General features: G+C 64.9%; 14 protein-coding genes. 11 read left to right on the top strand and 3 right to left on the bottom strand.

The window, feature by feature from the left end:
* Window positions 1-215: 215 nt before the first annotated feature.
* From LNV06_RS07900 to LNV06_RS07890, 3 genes are all read right to left on the bottom strand, one after another.
* Entirely contained in the window at window positions 216-557 is a 342-nt protein-coding gene (locus LNV06_RS07900; RefSeq protein ID WP_263537718.1) for a nuclear transport factor 2 family protein, read from the bottom strand.
* An 85-nt stretch (window positions 558-642) separates the two neighbouring features.
* A complete protein-coding gene (rsgA, locus tag LNV06_RS07895) occupies window positions 643-1,818 on the bottom strand; it encodes a ribosome small subunit-dependent GTPase A (protein WP_263537717.1) in 1,176 nt (391 codons plus the stop codon).
* Between the two features lie 719 nt (window positions 1,819-2,537).
* Window positions 2,538-4,415 carry a S8 family serine peptidase gene (locus LNV06_RS07890; RefSeq protein ID WP_263537716.1) on the bottom strand — a complete coding sequence of 626 codons (1,878 nt, stop codon included), beginning with the start codon at window positions 4,413-4,415 and terminating at the stop codon, window positions 2,538-2,540.
* Window positions 4,416-4,635: 220 nt separating this feature from the next.
* Between LNV06_RS07890 and LNV06_RS07885 the strand changes: the two genes are divergently transcribed.
* The 11 genes from LNV06_RS07885 to epsA all read left to right on the top strand — a co-directional run bounded on the left by LNV06_RS07885 (window position 4,636) and on the right by epsA (window position 15,162).
* Window positions 4,636-5,853 (top strand): type II secretion system F family protein, encoded by a 1,218-nt coding sequence (locus LNV06_RS07885; protein ID WP_263537715.1) that lies wholly within the window; start codon window positions 4,636-4,638, stop codon window positions 5,851-5,853.
* On the top strand, window positions 5,850-7,403 hold the full coding sequence (locus tag LNV06_RS07880; protein ID WP_263537714.1) for a GspE/PulE family protein: 1,554 nt from the start codon (window positions 5,850-5,852) through the stop codon (window positions 7,401-7,403). The genes LNV06_RS07885 and LNV06_RS07880 overlap by 4 nt, the downstream gene beginning before the upstream one ends.
* Complete coding sequence (locus LNV06_RS07875) at window positions 7,384-8,247, top strand: hypothetical protein (RefSeq protein WP_263537713.1); 864 nt, start codon at window positions 7,384-7,386, stop codon at window positions 8,245-8,247. The genes LNV06_RS07880 and LNV06_RS07875 overlap by 20 nt, the downstream gene beginning before the upstream one ends.
* Window positions 8,247-8,951, top strand: coding sequence for a PilN domain-containing protein (locus LNV06_RS07870; RefSeq protein WP_263537712.1), 705 nt, complete (start codon window positions 8,247-8,249; stop codon window positions 8,949-8,951). The genes LNV06_RS07875 and LNV06_RS07870 overlap by 1 nt, the downstream gene beginning before the upstream one ends.
* Window positions 8,948-9,619: a hypothetical protein gene (locus tag LNV06_RS07865; RefSeq protein ID WP_263537711.1), complete on the top strand. Its 672-nt coding sequence runs from the start codon at window positions 8,948-8,950 to the stop codon at window positions 9,617-9,619. The genes LNV06_RS07870 and LNV06_RS07865 overlap by 4 nt, the downstream gene beginning before the upstream one ends.
* Entirely contained in the window at window positions 9,616-10,236 is a 621-nt protein-coding gene (locus LNV06_RS07860; protein WP_263537710.1) for a hypothetical protein, read from the top strand. Before LNV06_RS07865 ends, LNV06_RS07860 begins: the two co-directional genes overlap by 4 nt.
* A gap of 46 nt (window positions 10,237-10,282) precedes the next feature.
* Window positions 10,283-12,553, top strand: a complete 2,271-nt coding sequence (locus LNV06_RS07855; RefSeq protein ID WP_263537709.1) for a secretin GspD/PilQ domain-containing protein — start codon at window positions 10,283-10,285, stop codon at window positions 12,551-12,553.
* A 1-nt stretch (window position 12,554) separates the two neighbouring features.
* Entirely contained in the window at window positions 12,555-13,034 is a 480-nt protein-coding gene (locus LNV06_RS07850) for a type II secretion system protein (protein ID WP_263537708.1), read from the top strand.
* A gap of 7 nt (window positions 13,035-13,041) precedes the next feature.
* On the top strand, window positions 13,042-13,443 hold the full coding sequence (locus LNV06_RS07845) for a type II secretion system protein (RefSeq protein ID WP_263537707.1): 402 nt from the start codon (window positions 13,042-13,044) through the stop codon (window positions 13,441-13,443).
* Window positions 13,430-14,140, top strand: a complete 711-nt coding sequence (locus LNV06_RS07840) for a type II secretion system protein (protein WP_263537706.1) — start codon at window positions 13,430-13,432, stop codon at window positions 14,138-14,140. The genes LNV06_RS07845 and LNV06_RS07840 overlap by 14 nt, the downstream gene beginning before the upstream one ends.
* Before the next feature lie 170 nt (window positions 14,141-14,310).
* Window positions 14,311-15,162 carry an XrtB/PEP-CTERM-associated transcriptional regulator EpsA gene (gene epsA / locus LNV06_RS07835; protein WP_263537705.1) on the top strand — a complete coding sequence of 284 codons (852 nt, stop codon included), beginning with the start codon at window positions 14,311-14,313 and terminating at the stop codon, window positions 15,160-15,162.
* Window positions 15,163-15,409 lie beyond the last annotated feature (247 nt).

The raw sequence follows: 15,409 nt of genomic DNA, 5'->3' as shown, positions 1-15,409 counted from the left end.
GCGAAACTCTCTATGCCTTTATTCAATGGGGTTGACGATGATGACGGGACCTAGCGCAAAGGGCTTCGATTCAGTTCGCTCGAAGCGAGCGGCCTTCATGGCCTTTGTATGGGCTTGCGCAGGTTCACAGCATCGCATGTTCGAGCCGGATTTTCCGCCAAGCTCGCCCAGGTTTTAACTTCTTTACCCGGCGTGATGCACGGAGGTGGCCCGATTCAATCGGGCGAGAAGAAGTGGACCTCGGCAATCAGGCCGTCACGGCAGCGGTAGATGGCCGCCACCTGCTGGGGCTGGTCGCCGCCGCGGCCATGCACCAACTCATGATCGATTACGGTATTGCCCATCACGATGCGCTGGGCAATCTCGGCCTGCACCTGGGGCTGCGCGAAAGGTCCCTTGCGATAGCTTTCGCGAAAGGCCTCGCGCCCTTGCACGCTCGGCGCTTCGCCCGGCTTGCGCCAGACGCGCACATCCTCGCTATAGCAGGCCACAAAGGCCTCGAGATCCTTGGCGTTATAGGCCAGCAACTGGGTCTGGGCGAGTTCGGCAGGGCTCATCGGTTCGCGCTCCACGGGGGTTGGAAGCGGCGCAGTGTCGCATGCAGGCATGTCGTTTCACCGCGCCGCTTGGCAAGCCCTGGTGTCAGCCGCGCTTGGACTTGATCACGGCACGGCTGGCCCGCGCAATCGTCTTCCACTTGGCCAACGCTTCTTGGCGGTCCAGATGCGTCATCTGCTCACGGCTGGCCTCACGTTGCAGTTTGTGAAAGCTCTTCAGCCGCTGCGCGTTCAGGCCGGCCTGCACCGCGCAACCGGGCTCGCCTTGGTGGGCACAGTTGCGAAAGCGGCAGGCCTGAGCCAGGCTTTGCACATCGTCAAAAGCGCGCAGCACAGCGGCCTCGTCGGCGTCCAGTTGCAAGCTGCGCAGGCCGGGCGTATCGATGATGCAGGCACCGCCCACACAGCGCTGCAAGCTGCGGGCGGTGGTGGTGTGACGGCCTCGGCTGTCGTCCAGGCGCACGCCACCCACCTGCTGCTGCGCTGTCTGGCTGAGGGTGTTGCTCAAGGTCGACTTGCCGGCGCCGCTGGAGCCGAGCATCACCAAGGTCTGCCCCAGGCCCAGCCAGGGCAGCAGGGCCTGGCGGCTGCTCGGCGCGGTGCCGTCGAGCGCCAAGACCTCCAGCACCGCACCGGGCGAGCCGGCCAAATGCGCGCGCACCTGCGCGATGCGCGTCGGCACATCGGGGCATTGATCCGCCTTGGTCAAGACCACCAGCGCCGGCACACCGGCGGAGTGCGTCAGCACCAAATAGCGGTCCAGCCGGGCCAGCTTGAAGTCGTGGTCCAAGCCCATGACCAGCAGCGCCAAGTCCACATTGCTGACCAGGGCCTGGCGGCGGCCTTCGGGGTCGCGCCGGTTCAAGGTGTTGAGCGGCGCGGCACGGGCATGGACCCAGAGCTCGTTCAGTGCATTGCGTCGCGCCAAGACCCAGTCCCCTACGGCCAGGCTCTCGCCTTGGCTTGCCAAGGCTTGGTTCATTGCGGGCAAGACCCGCGCGTTCAAGGTCGCGTTGGACATGCAGTTTTGCAAGCCCAGACGATCGCGGTGCAACTCGGTGATGCGCCAGAGCTGCGCATCATCGCTCCAGTCGAGTTGGCTCAATGCCGGCCACAGGGCGCTGGGGTTCAAGCCCAAAGTGCGAAAGGGCTGCAGGGAATCAATGCGTGTTTCGGTATTGAAGTGAGTGTTGGTGATACTTGTGTTGCTTGTGTTGCTGTTCAGCATGGTGATGAAAAGACGGTCGAACGTTTCCAACACGCCGGGCTCTTGAAGCAAGAGCGAAGCGTGACGAGTCGGCAGCGCAAGGTGGCGCTGTCGGGGCTGCAGGAGGAAAGTCTTGCGTCGGCCGCAGGTCTGGTTGGGACTGCGGGGCTGCTCAGTCAGGAGAGCAGGCTTAGCGGCTGAAGTTCAGTTCAAGGTCCGCTCAGGCTTGGAGTCAGCTTTGATCCAAGAGATGAGGAAACTTCAGCGGCAAGCGCCCATTTGCAGGAGCAGGGCCGACGCATGGTGGGCAATATCAGTTGCATGCATGGTGTGCTCCTTTTCAGTGGGTTGAGGGTGTTAGATGCCAGGGCTGCATCGAATCGAGGGCGCAGTGTGCCGAGTCTGTCTGGGCTCTGTCAAGGCAGATCGCGCAATGCGGCATGCGCGCCACAGGAGGCAGATGACTGAATCAATCGCTCTCGCATGGGGTCTGCGCCAAAACCGGCGCCACAAAAGCAAAGGGCCACCCCCTTGCGGTTTGTGGCCCTGTTGACTTCCGGACACCATGCTCACATGGCGACGGTATTCTCGGCTCTGGTGACGGGTTCCAGAACTCTGCCCAATCTGCAGCCGGTTGTTGTTGCCTCGAATGACCGCTATTGTGCTGATGGTTTGTGACGCTGTTTTGACGAAAAGCAAAGGATTTGCAGTGCATTTCCTTTGCCTCGCAAGGCATGGGCCCAGCGGGTCGCCACACCACCGGTCATCAGAGCCTAACGCGTGATCACGCCGTGCTTCTTAGGGCGGCGCAGCAGAGCCGCAGCCAGACCGAGGCCTGCCACCCACCAGGGCGAGGCAGCGCCACCGCCACCACCGCCGCCCGTCGATGGCTCGGGTGTCGGCGTCGGCGTCGGAGTTGGCGTGGGCGTCGGTGTAGGCGTGGGGGTTGGCTCAGGCGTGGGCACTGGAGGTATGAAGGCGGTGCTGCCTTGCAGCTTGCCGCAGGCCTTCAGGCTATCGCTCTCCACCACCACAGCATTGCGTTTTGGCGCGGTGTAGCTCGTGGGGGCGGCTGCAAACTTCATCGCCTCCTCAGCGTCCAGCAGGCCGACGCCGCAGGTGTCGGCGGTGCAGGTGCAGCGGCTCTTGTTGGTCGCGGTGCAGTAGCCCAGGGCGGGCGCCAGCACATGGGGGCGAGCGCTGGCTTTCAGGCCGGCTTCCACTTGATCCAAGGTCAGCGCGGGGTTCAGGCCCCACATCAGCGCGGCGGTGCCGGCCACTTGGGGTGCGGCAAAGCTGCTGCCGCTGACGGCGGCGTGGTAGGTCGCAGGCGTCACGCTCAGATTTGGTTTGTAGGTCGAGACGATGCCGGTGTCGGCCAGGGTCGAATCGCAGCTGGCGCCGTTGTCCTGGTCGCCGCCCGGGGCGGCCAGCGTGACCTGTTTGCCGAAGTTCGCGTAAATGGCCTTGAAGCCTTGCTTGTTGACCGAGGTCACGCCCATCACGCCGGCGCAATTGGCCGGGCGGCCGACCACACCGCGCAGATTGCCAGCAGCCGCCACGATCAACACATTCTTGGCGCGCAGCTCTTTGATGGTGTCGGTGTAGAGCTTGGCGGCGGCCGCCACGTCTTTGTCGGGGTCGGCGATATCGCAAGAGGTCAGGCCGGCATAGCCGATCACCAGTACCTTGGCCGGGTTTGGGTTGTTCGGTACGCCGGTCACGCTCAAGCCTGCGGCCCAGCGCATGCCGTCCACCATGTCGGAGACGGCCGCGCCGCATTTGCCCGACACGCGCACCGGCATCACCCGGGCGTTCCAGTTGATGCCGGCCACGCCCTTGGCGTCATTGGTGCTGGCCCCGATTTGGCCTGCGATCAAGGTGCCATGCCAGCTGTTGCTGGGGTTGACCACGCAACCATCCCACAGGGCCTTGTTGGCGTCGAACTCGGCTTGGGTCAGGGCGTCACCCGGGTCCACCGTGCTGGCGCCGCGGCCGACGCCGTTGTTCGCGTATTCAATCTTGCTGACGAAGTTGTAGCCGGCCGCCAGCTTGCCGGGCGGCAACTCGGGGTGGTCCACCAGGCCCGAGTCCAAGACCGCCACGATGGGCGAGCCGTTGCCGACGCCGGCATCCCAGGCCTTGGTGAAGTTGGCGGCGGCGGGGTTGCTGCTGGCGTTGACGTCATCCAGCCACCACTGCGCATTCTTGCCGTCGGCCGGGCGGAACAAGCTGTCGTTGGGTACGGCGGCGCGCTGCTCGCGGCCATTGAGGCTGACAAAAGCCACGCGCGCATCGGCGCGCAGGCGCTCGGCCAGGGCGCTGGCTTCGGTGCGCGGCAAAGCGGCTTGCGTGCCTTCCAGCAGATGCCAGCCGTTGCCCAGGCTGCGGCTGTAGTGCAGGGGCAGCTTCAGCTCGGCCAGCAGGCGCTTGATCTCGGCTTCAGGCGCTTTGGCCGAGGGCTGCAGCTGCAAGAGCAGACCCTGGCTGCTGGCTTGCAGTGGCTTGGCGGCCTGACTTGGTGGGCTTGTCCTTGTGGCGGCGGCATTTGCAGCGCTGGGTGAAAGCAGCGCGCTGAGGCTCAACAGAGCCAGGCTTGCGGCCATCATGCTGCGCGCAAAGGTGAGGGTTTTGGCGTGTGAGGTCTTCATCCGCTCAAGGTATCGCCGGCGCGTGAATTGCCTGTGACAAAGCCCCTGTTCATGGTTCCAACGGCTCAAGCGAGCCACCGAGCTTGAGTGATGACGCGTCACAAATCTGTCTTTCATGGCGCAGTCACAGGCTTTTCTTAAGCTGCCTCACTTTCATAGCTCCTTCGGCTCATTGCGAGCAGCCTTTGCTCCCTCGTTTCGCCTCCGCTTCCCAAGACTCATGCCCCAGTATCTGGTCAGTTATCTCGACGCCGCCCGGCGCCCAGCGCAAGCTCAGGTGGAGGCTGCGGATGCGCAAGCCGTGGCCGCCGCGCTGCGCGTGGCGCCGTCGGCGCTGATCTCGGTCCATCCGCTCTTGCCGGCTGGAGGGGCAGGGGCGAGCGAGACACGCCAAGCGCGCGCGGCTCAGCGTTTTCCCCTGCGGCAGTTTGCGCAGCAGCTCTCGGTGCTGCTGAAGGCAGGCATTCCCTTGTTGGAAGCCTTGGTGACCTTGAAGCAGAAGGAAGAGCAGCAACAAGGCAGCGGCGTGACCGAGGCCTTGGACGGCGTGATCGCGCGCATCCAGCTGGGAGAGTCTTTCTCCACCGCTTTGCGCAGCCAGCCGCAGGCCTTTGACGGACTCTTCATCGCGGTGGTCGAGTCCAGCGAGCGCAGCGGCCAGATGGACCGCGCCTTGGCCGAACAGGCCGAGTACCTGGCCTGGACCGAGCAGTTGCGCAGCAAGCTAGTGGCGGCAGCGATCTACCCGGCCACCTTGATCGCGGCGGGCACCGCCGTGGTGGTGTTCTTGCTGGTCTTTGTGGTGCCGCGCTTTGCCGGTTTGCTCGAAGGCGTGGGCGGTGATCTGCCCTGGGCCTCGAAGATGTTGATCTCGGTGGGCCAGTTCAGTGGCGAGCACCCTTGGGCCGTCATGGGCCTGGGTGCTGCGCTCTTGCTGGGCCCAATCTTGGCTTGGCAGCGCGGCCTGCGGCAAGCGGTCTTGTCGCGCTTGTGGCGCTTGCCGGTGCTGGGCGCCAAGCTGCACTTGCTGGCTTTGGCGCAGTTCTATCGCAGTGTCGCCATGCTCTTGATGGCCGGTGTGCCGGTGGTGCCGGCGCTGCAGACGGCGCGCGGTGTGATTGCCGCACATCTGCGCCCGCAGCTGGACCGTTGCATCGAAGGCGTGCGCACCGGCGAGCGCTTGTCGATGACGCTGGAGCGCGAGGGCCTGGGCACGCCGGTGTCGCTGCGCATGTTGCGGGTGGGCGAGCGCAGCGGCGAGATGGGCCCGATGTTGGCGCAAGCCGCTGCCTTTTATGACGAAGAGCTGACCCGCTTGAGCGAACTGGTCACGCGCTTGATCAATCCGGTCTTGATGCTCTTGATGGGCTTGGTCATCGGCACCGTGGTGGTGTTGATGTATCTGCCCATCTTCCAACTGGTGGAGCAAGTCAATTGAGCGCGGTTTTGTCGAGCGAATTGACGGCGCAGGCCGCGCTGGCGCGGCTGCCGCTGGAGGAGGGGCCGTGGAACCTGAGCTTCGAGCTTTGGAGCCAGGCCGAGGCGCAGCGTTGGCGCGCGGTGATGGCCGTGTCGTCACGCGGGCGTTTGGCCTTGCTGGCCGACCGGGCGCTGGACGGCATGCTGTTGCAGCGCGTCGAGGCGCGGCTCAAGCGCTCTCTGCGCTGGGTGGCTTGTAGCGCGGCAGAGCTGGACGCGGCCCTGGGCGCTGGCGAGCTGGATTTCCGCGCCTTGCAAGACCTGGGCGAAGCTTTTGCCGATGGCAGCGAAGGCGCGCAGGCGCAGGAGCTTTCTGCGCTGAACCTGAGCGAGCAGGCCAGCCCGGTGCTGCGCCTCTTGGACGCCACGCTGTACGACGCACTGCAAGACGGCGCCAGCGACATTCATTTCGAAACCCATCTGCGCGGCCTGAAGGTGCGCTTTCGCGTCGACGGCGTGATGCTGGAGGTGAAAAACCTTGAGGGCACCCTGGCGGCCGAGCAATTGGTTTCGCGCCTGAAGGTGATGGCCGAGCTGGACATTGGCGAGCGCCGCCTGCCGCAAGATGGGCGCTTCAAGCTGCGCATGCAGGGCCGCGAGATTGACTTCCGTCTGTCCATCATGCCCAGCGTCTTCGGCGAAGACGCCGTGGTGCGGGTGCTGGACCGAGCGCAGATCCAGGCGCAGGGCGCACTCACGCTCGATTCCCTCGGTTTCGAACCCGAGGCGCGTGCCGCCATCCGCGCCTTGGCGCGGCAACCGCACGGCATGCTCTTGGTCACCGGCCCCACCGGCAGCGGCAAGACCACCACGCTGTACGCGGCGATCTCCGAGGTCAACACCGGGCAAGACAAGATCATCACGATTGAAGACCCGGTCGAGTACCAGCTGCCCGGCGTGGTGCAGATTCCGGTCAATGAGAAAAAAGGCCTGAGCTTTGCGCGCGGCCTGCGTTCGGTCTTGCGGCATGACCCCGACCGGGTGATGGTGGGCGAGATCCGTGATGCCGAAACTGCGCAGATTGCGGTGCAGGCGGCCTTGACCGGCCACTTGGTTTTTTCGACCGTTCATGCCAACAACGCTTTCGATGTGGTGGGTCGCTTCATGCATATGGGCTTGGACCTCTACAACGTGGTCGCCGCCCTGAATGGTGTCTTGGCCCAGCGCCTGATGCGCATCAACTGCCAGCATTGCCGCGCGCCGGTTGAACCCAGCGGCGCGGAGTTGGCTGCGCTTGGCCTGAGCCCGCAGCCGGGCGATCAGTTCATGCAGGGCCGGGGCTGCAGCCATTGCCGGGGCACGGGCTACAAGGGCCGCCGGGCGGTCTCGGAGCTGCTCTGCTTGGATGATGAGTTGCGCGACCTGATCGCAGCACGCGCCGCGATGAGCCGCATCAAGGAGGCCGCGCGCGAGCGTGGCATGCGCACGCTGCGCGAGGCTGCCGTCGCCCTGGTGCGGCGCGGCGAATCCACATTGGAGGAACTCGATCGTGTCACGCTTGCCGACTGAGACTTTTGCTGGCGCGCCAGCCCTTGCTAAACAGGGTTTGTTGTCGCGTCTGGTGCAGCGCTTCCACGCTTGGCAAAGCGCCCGCGCGCTGCCGGTGGCCTCCCTTTACTGGGGTGAGGCGGGGCTATGGAGCTTCAACCCGGCGCTCGCTGATTCATCCAATTCAAAAGGCCAGAGCTGGCCCGACTTTGAAAGCTGGTGCGCGGCCCATCCGGGCCAGCAGCTGCGCATCTGGGTCGGTGGAGCCTGGGTGCACAACGTCAGCGTGCCGGCCGATATGCCGCTGGCCGACGCGCAAGCGGTGAAGGCCTATGCGCGCCTGCAGTTTGTCCATTACTTCGGAGCGGCGGCGCAAGACTGGCCGCTGGCCTTGTGGCAGCCGGGCAGCGGCCCAGCCGCCGGGCAACGCCATGCGGTGGCTTTGCAAGAGCAGGGCGGTTTGAGCCTGGCTGCATTGAGCCAAACGGCACAGCGCTACCGGGTGCGCATCTTGTCGCTGCGCCCCGCTTGGAGCCATGCGCTGGCGATTGCCGCCACGCTGGACCAAGCTTGGGCGCGCGCCGAGAGCTCGGGCCTGGCCTTGTTGGAGGGGCGCATGCTCAGCTGGTTGAGTCTGTCCAAGGGCCAATTGGTCGAGGTTCAGCAACGCTATCTGGACCAGGCCGACAGCCAGGAGTTGCAGGCGCTGATGCAGGGCTTGCAGCCAGCCACCGGCAGCAGCCATGCACCCAAGCTGATGGGCTGGGGCCCACAAGGGACTCGTTGGGATGTGTCGGATGAGTTGGGTGCGCTGCACGACAGCCCGCAAGCGGCCCACTGGTTGGCTTCGGAGGCGCTAGCCTGATGAGCGTGAGCTTCTTGAATCCGCCGGCCCTGCGTGGCTCTCGTTCCGGCATGGCTCGCCCAAGCCGCACAACAAGCTGGCCGCAGCCCGACTTCATGCCGGGGGCGCAAAAGCCCAGCCTGTGGATGTGGGCCTATTTGCTGCTGGCCTCGCTGTGCCTGGGCCTGCTCTTGTTGCAGCAGTACCAGCTGCGCGTGCAGGCGCAGCAGCTGGAGGAGCAGTGGCTGCTCTTGGACCAGCTCAGCGCCCAGTCGGGGGCAGCTCGCGGCACTGCGGCGACGCGTGGCGCTGTGGACGCTAGCAGCTCGGTCAATCGAACACCCGAGTTGCAGGCACGCGCCTGGGTCATTGCCGCAGAGTTGCGGCCCGAGTTGGGCAAGGACTGGGGCAGCCGCTGGCAAGCGCTGGAGCAGGCTTTGCCGCCGGGCTTGCAGCTGCAGGCCATGGACTTGCAGGGCGGCTCGCTGCGGCTGGAAGGCTCGGCCCTGGAGGCCGAACGGGTGATGCAGTTGGTGGACCGTTTGGCCTTGCAAGCGCGCAGCGTGCCGGGCAGCGAAGTGGTTTTGACGCGGCTGCAAAAGCCTGAGGGGCCGTTGGATGGCATGGCCGGCGGCGGCGCCGAGGCGGCCGGGTTGCGTTTCGAAGTGGTGCGGCGCCAAGCCTCGGCTGTGGTGCCCGGCTCGGTCTTGAAAGGTCGGGGATGAGCGCGGGACTGCATCCAGGGCCGGCCGGCGGCCGGTCACGCTTCGATCTTGCTGCCTGGCAAGCTTCGATTCGCCAGCGTTTGAATCCACTGTGGCTGCGTTTGCCCGAGCCCGCACAACGCCTCTTGCAAAAAATGGGCTGGCCGGGTGGCCTGGCCACGCTGCTGAGCTTGGTCGCCATGATTCTGCTGTTTTGGGCCTTGCCGGCACAAGAGCGCGCCTTGGGGCAGCAAAGAGAGGCTTTGAGTGAGCGCCGCCTGGCCCTCAAGCAGCAAGGCCAGCGCCAGCTGACGCAAGACCCGCAGACTTTTTTGCAAAGCCTGCCGCCCGATAGTGCACGGCAGGCGCGCACCGCGGCCCTGCTCGCGCTGGCGACCGAGATTGGCCTGCCTTGGCCGCGCAGCGAGTTTCGCTATCAGGCCGAGCCGGCCCTGGGGCTGGCGCAGTACCGCATCGCCATGAATGCCAATGGCAACTACGAGCAGCTGCGGCGTTATGTGCAAGAGGCTTTGCAGCGCGACCCGGCGCTGAGCTTGGAGTCCATCAAGCTGCGCCGCTTGCGTCCCTCGGAACCCATGCTCTCCGCCGAGCTCAGTTGGGTGTTTTATATGCAGATGCCGCAAACGGCCAAGGCCCATGCGCCGGCGGCTTCAGGAGTCCAGCCATGAGCGCTCCGGTGCACGGCGCCTTGCCGGGCGCGACGAACTCTGCCCTTGTTTCAGCGAGCCAGAGCTCGCGTCAGCGTATCTTGCTGACTGGGCTGGCCCTGACGCTGGCCGCCACCGCCTGGGTCGCCAGCCGCGAGGAGCAGCAGGAAGAGGGGAAAGCTTCCGTATCCCGACCCGCCAGGGCCGCACGAGTCTTGCCCGCCGCAGCAGTCAGTGGCTCAGACGCTAGCCCAGCGCGCGCCGGCAGCTGGCCACCGGCTTTGCAGCCACTGGCGGCCAATGCTTGGCCCGATGCCGAGCCGCAGGTCTTGCAAAGCTGGGGCCTGAGCGCAGCCCCGCCCGTTGCCGCTCCCCCAGTTCAAGCCAAACCCGCACCGCAGCCTGAGGCTGAGGCCGAGTCCGAGCCGCCCGCCGCACCGCCACTGGGCTATCAGCTGGTGGGCCGCATGGATGAAGCGCAGCGGCCCCGCATCGTTTTGAGCAACAACCTGCGCACCGTGGTTTTGGCCGTCGGCGAAACGCTGGACCAGCAATGGCGGCTCGATGCCATCGGTCCCAGCGGCGCCCAGTTCACCTGGTTGGCCGGTGGGCAGAAACAAAGCCTGGCCTATCCCTGAGTACATCTTCGGCCTCCACCGCTTCTACCGTCTTCTCTTCCTCACCATGATTCCTGCTCCCACCCATAGTCGTCCTGCGCTGTCGCAAACCCGCCCCACGGCGCTTGCGCTGGCCTTGCTGAGCGCCTGCCTGCTGATGGCTTGCGCCAACCCGGCTTTGCGGGAGTCCGAGGCCTTGCTGCAACGCGGCGAGCAAGAGGCAGCGTGGCGCATGCTGCGTGACGCTTCGACTGCCAGCCCGCAAGACCAGGCCCTGCGCATGGCCTACGCCCGCCAAAGCGAACGCAGTCTGTTGGCCTTGGCTAACCAGGTCGAGACGGCGCGGGCGGTGGGTCAGCTCGATCTGGCCGAGGCGGTGCTGAAGAAGATGGAAATGGTGGATGCCAACTCCTCGCGCAGCAAGGGTCTCCGCCAGGCGCTGCAGCGGGCGCGGCAGCATGAGGCGCGCGTGCGCCAGGCGACGCAGCTGATGCAAACCGGCCAGTTCGATGCAGCGCGAGCGGCGGTGCAGCAAGTGTTGGCCGAAGACCCGGGCCAGTCGGGCGCCTTGGCCTTGAACCAGCAGTTGCGCCAAAAGTATGCGCCGCCGCTGGTGGCCAGTGGCTTGTCGGCTGCGTTTCAAAAACCCATCAGCCTGGAATTCCGCGAGGCGCCTTTGCGCACCGTGTTCGAGGCCATGGGGCGTGGTGCCGGCGTCAACTTTGTGTTCGACAAAGATGTGCGCGGCGATGCCAAGGTCACCATCTACTTGAAGGACGTGAGCCTTGACGAAGCCATGCGGGTGATCCTGTCCACCCAGCAGCTGGAGCGCAAGCTGCTGAACGACAAGTCGGTGCTGATCTACCCCAACACCCAGGCCAAGCAGCGCGAACACCAGGAATTGGTGACACGCAGCTTTTACCTCAATAACGCCGACGTCAAGCAGGCTCAGGCCCTGGTGCGCATGATGGCCAAGACGCGCGACATCTTCATCGATGAACGCCTGAATCTGCTGGTGGCGCGCGACACGCCCGAGGTCATCGCCATGATCGAGCAATTGATCAGCGGCCTGGACCTGCCCGAGCCCGAGGTGATGTTGGATGTGGAGGTCTTGGAGATCGAGACCAACCGCGACGATCAGTTCGGCCTGAACTGGCCGGCCGAGGTGACATACGGACTGCCGGGCGCTGCCAGCGTGGTCGAACTGGGCCAACGCAGTGCCTTCCGCAGCATGGTGGCCAACCCGGTCTTGACGGCCAAGCTCAAGGGCGGCACGGGCGCCAGCAATGTTTTGGCCAACCCCAAGCTGCGCGCTCGCAACAAAGAGAAAGCCAAGATTCAGATTGGCGACAAGGTGCCGGTCTTCACCAGCACCTCTACCGCCAACGTCGGCGTCTCCACGGCGGTGACTTACATCGATGTGGGCCTGACGCTGGAAGTGGAGCCCAGCATCCAGCTCGACAACGAGGTGGTGATGAAGGTCAATCTGGAAGTCAGCAGCTTAGGCCTGAAGGAAAGCTCGGGCGGCGCCCAGCCGACCAGCGCCTACCGCATCGGCACCCGCAAGGCCAGCACCTCGCTGCGCTTGCGAGATGGTGAAACGCAGGTGCTGGCCGGCCTGATCAGCGACGAAGACCGCAAGAGCATCAACGGCTTGCCTTATCTGTCCGAAGCGCCTTTGCTGGGCCGCTTGTTCGGTGTGCATGGCGACAACCGCAAAAAGTCAGAAATCGTGCTGCTGATCACCCCGCGGGTGCTGCGCAATCTGAACCTGCCGGATGCCAGCCGCACCGTGCTGGCCTCAGGTTTCGACGGCAACCCGGGTGCCGAAGGCTCACGCTTGCGCGGTGCGGGCGCGGTGGCGCTGCCGATGACGGGCGGCGGGGGGCTGGGGGCTGGTGGGGTGGTGGTGCCAGCGCCGCTGCAGTTGGCGCCCGCGGTGCCAAGTGCGGTCGCTCCCGCACCCATCGGCCAGGATGCTGCTTCCAGCTCCGCACCCCAAGGCGAGATCGAGATCCAGACCAGCGCCGAAGCCGATGTGGGCGAGACCTTGTCGGTGACGCTGTACAACAAATCGCCCTTCAAGCTGGAAGGCGAGGCGCGCTTTGATGTGGCCCTGTTCATGTCGGCCGAAGCCAGTAACGCGGGCGGCAATGGCGTGATCGAGTTTGAGCTGCCGCCCCATGGCCACCGCGTCATGGTCTTGCGGGCGCGCCCTGGTTCAGCAGGTAACAGCTCCAGCATTGAGCTCAGCAATCTGCGGGGTAGCAACGCCAAGGGCGAGCCCCTCACTGTGCAGGTCTCCGGGGACCCCAATGTGGCCGTGGTGGGGCGCTGACATGGCCCGGCCGGCGCGTCAGCGCGGCTTCACCCTGGTTGAGATGCTGGCGGTGGTCACCATCGTCGGCATCTTGGCCGCGGCCGCGCAGCCGCTCAGCGTTTGGGTGCACAAGCGCCAGCAAGAAAGCGAGTTGCGCCAAAGCCTGCGCAGCATTCGCCTGGCCTTAGATGCCTACAAACAGGCCGGCTCGGACGGGCGCATCGCGGTGCCGGCCGACGCCAGCGGCTACCCGCCCAGCTTGACTGCCCTGGTTGAAGGCGTGGTCGATCAAAAAGACCCCAAGGGCCGCAAGATCTATTTCCTGCGTCGTCTCCCACGCGACCCGCTGGCCGACAGCAATCTGCCCGCCGCCCGCAGCTGGGGCCTGCGCAGCTATGAGAGCCCGGCCGACTCACCGCAACCCGGTCGTGATGTCTTTGATGTGTACTCGCGCGCGCCCGGCATCGGCCTGGACGGCACGCCCTACCGCGATTGGTGAGCCGGAAATGCACACCTTGCCTCGTGAGCGGACGCAGTCCCAAGGATTCACCCTGATCGAGTTGATTGTGGTGATGGCCATCGTGGCCCTTTTGGCCGGCATTGCCGCGCCGCGCTATTTTGCCAAGGTGGACGCGGCACGCGGCCATGCGCTGCGCAGCTCCTTGAATGTGATGCGCAGCGCGATTGATCACTTCGCCGCTGACAAAGCGCGTTATCCCAACTCGCTGCAAGAGTTGGTCGAGGCGCGCTATTTGCGCCAGATCCCCGAAGACCCTTTGAGTGGCAGCCGTAGCACGTGGCAGCTGTTGACCCCACCGGCTGAGCTGGAAATGCCTGGCCAGGTCTTTGATGTCAAGAGCGGCACGCCCGGCCGCGCGCCGGATGGCAGTTTGTATGCGGACTGGTAACTCACAGTCCTTAGTCAGCCGGGGCTTCACCTATTTGTGGCTGCTCTTCGTGATTGCCTTGGGCGGCGTGGCCCTGGCCGCCTTGGGGCAGCGCCAGCAGACGCTGCAGCAGCGCGAACGTGAGGCCGAGCTGCGCTTTCGCGGCGAGGCCATTGCCCAGGCTTTGGCCAGTTATGCCCGTGCGACACCCGCCGGCGCCAACCCCTTGCCGCAGCGGCTGGAAGATTTGCTGGAAGACCGTCGCAGCGGCAGCACGCGCCGCCATCTGCGCCGACTCTATGCCGATCCTTTTACCGGTCGCCCGGACTGGGCTTTGCAAATGGGTCAGGCCGCAGCGGCGCAAGCGCCAGCCCTGCCGGGTGCACAGCAAGAGGGACCAAGCGATGTGACAGGGGCGGGGAGTGCGGGCCTCCCCGCAAGCCCGCTCAAATCCCATTTTGAAGGCGCGGTCGAGCCTGCCGTCGCCAAGAGCGCCGTCCAGCCCCATGCCGAGGGGCAGGCCTTGATGAGCGGCATTGTTGGGGTGCACAGCCGGGCGCGGCAGCTCTTGCTTTCGACCGGAGTGGCCATGGCGAGCTTGCCCGCCAGTGCGCCAAAACCACGGGTGTCTGACCTGCGATTTACTCCGGTGATATTGCCAAGTTCCGCCTCACTTTCCGGCGCAGAGGGCGCTGCAGCGCCGCCCGGTGAGCCTTGAGCCAAGCCTGAGCGAACCATTGGTCGCCAAGCATGAGCCGAACGGATCATTTTTAGCTGCGCATTTCGCTGCGAGCTTCAACACCCAGTCATATGCGCTCTCTACAGTCCAGCCGCCGGTACCCCCCGCTTTTTGTTCTTCCACACTTTGTCGTCGCGCCCATGCCAATCATGCACCCACACGAATCGAATGACGCCGTGCTGCTGAGCAACAGCCATATCGAAGCCATCGTGCGCGCCGCCGAGTCCGCACTGGATGTGCGGCGCCGCTATCAATTCTTTGTCTGGACGCAGAGCAATCTGCAGCTTTTGATTCCGCACCAGATGGCGATCTGCGGCGCCTACCAGCGCAATCAGCGCGAGCTGGTCTTTGATGCCTTCAACAATGTCACCGTCGCCGATGAGGTGCTGCTGAGCCTGAGTGCGCCGCGCTGTGTGCTGATGCAGCAGTTGCAAGGCATGTGGCTGGAAGCGCGCTGCAAGCCGCTGCGCGTCAAGCTTGAGCAGCTCGAAGGCCAGGCCTTGCAGCCACAGATGATAGGGCTGCGCGCCGCAGGCTTTCATGAGCTGCTGGTGCACGGCGTCTCGCGGCCGCAGCGGCCCAGCGAGATCGAGAGCTTTTTTGTCTTCGCTCACCAGAGCACGCCGCTGACTCAGCAGCATTGCAGCCATCTGGAGCTGCTGATGCCACATATCCACGCCACCTGGCAGCGAGTGCAGGTGGTGGAGCGTGAGGTCAACGCCACGCCCAGCTCGCCGACGCCGGTGTCAGGCTCGCGCCAGAGCGGCATCACCGAGCGGGAGCGCCAGATCCTGTCTTGGTTGCGCGAGGGCATGAGCAATCAACAGGTCGGCGAAGTGCTGGGCATCAGCGCGCTGACGGTGAAAAACCACGTGCAAAAAATTCTGCGCAAGCTCAATGCGGCCAATCGTGCGCAAGCGGTGGCGCGGGCCATGTCCATGAACCTGCTGGACCGCGCGCCCATCGAACTGGTCAAGCCGCCTGCCATGCCGGTGGTTTGAGTTTGCCGGTGAATGCTGGGGCCGGAAAAGACACGCTGCGTACAAGTCCCTAGTCCGTTCGGATTGTGAATTGCTTCACAGCGCGGGTATGCATGTCACGCGCTTCGTTCAAAGTTCGTTTTGTAGGTTGAATCCTCAAGCAGTTCGCTGCTTCTCTATTGCTCTTTGACTTCGGGTCCAAAAGACCCAGGCGCCCATGGCCACCGCCAAATGCGAGTTTTCTTCTCGAAGCTGTATTTCAGGGGAT

This window comes from Paucibacter sp. Y2R2-4 (genome assembly GCF_025717535.1).
Lineage (GTDB): Bacteria > Pseudomonadota > Gammaproteobacteria > Burkholderiales > Burkholderiaceae_C > Paucibacter_A.
Note: the sequence above shows the minus strand (reverse complement) of the source record. Positions and strands in the feature narration are given on the sequence as shown.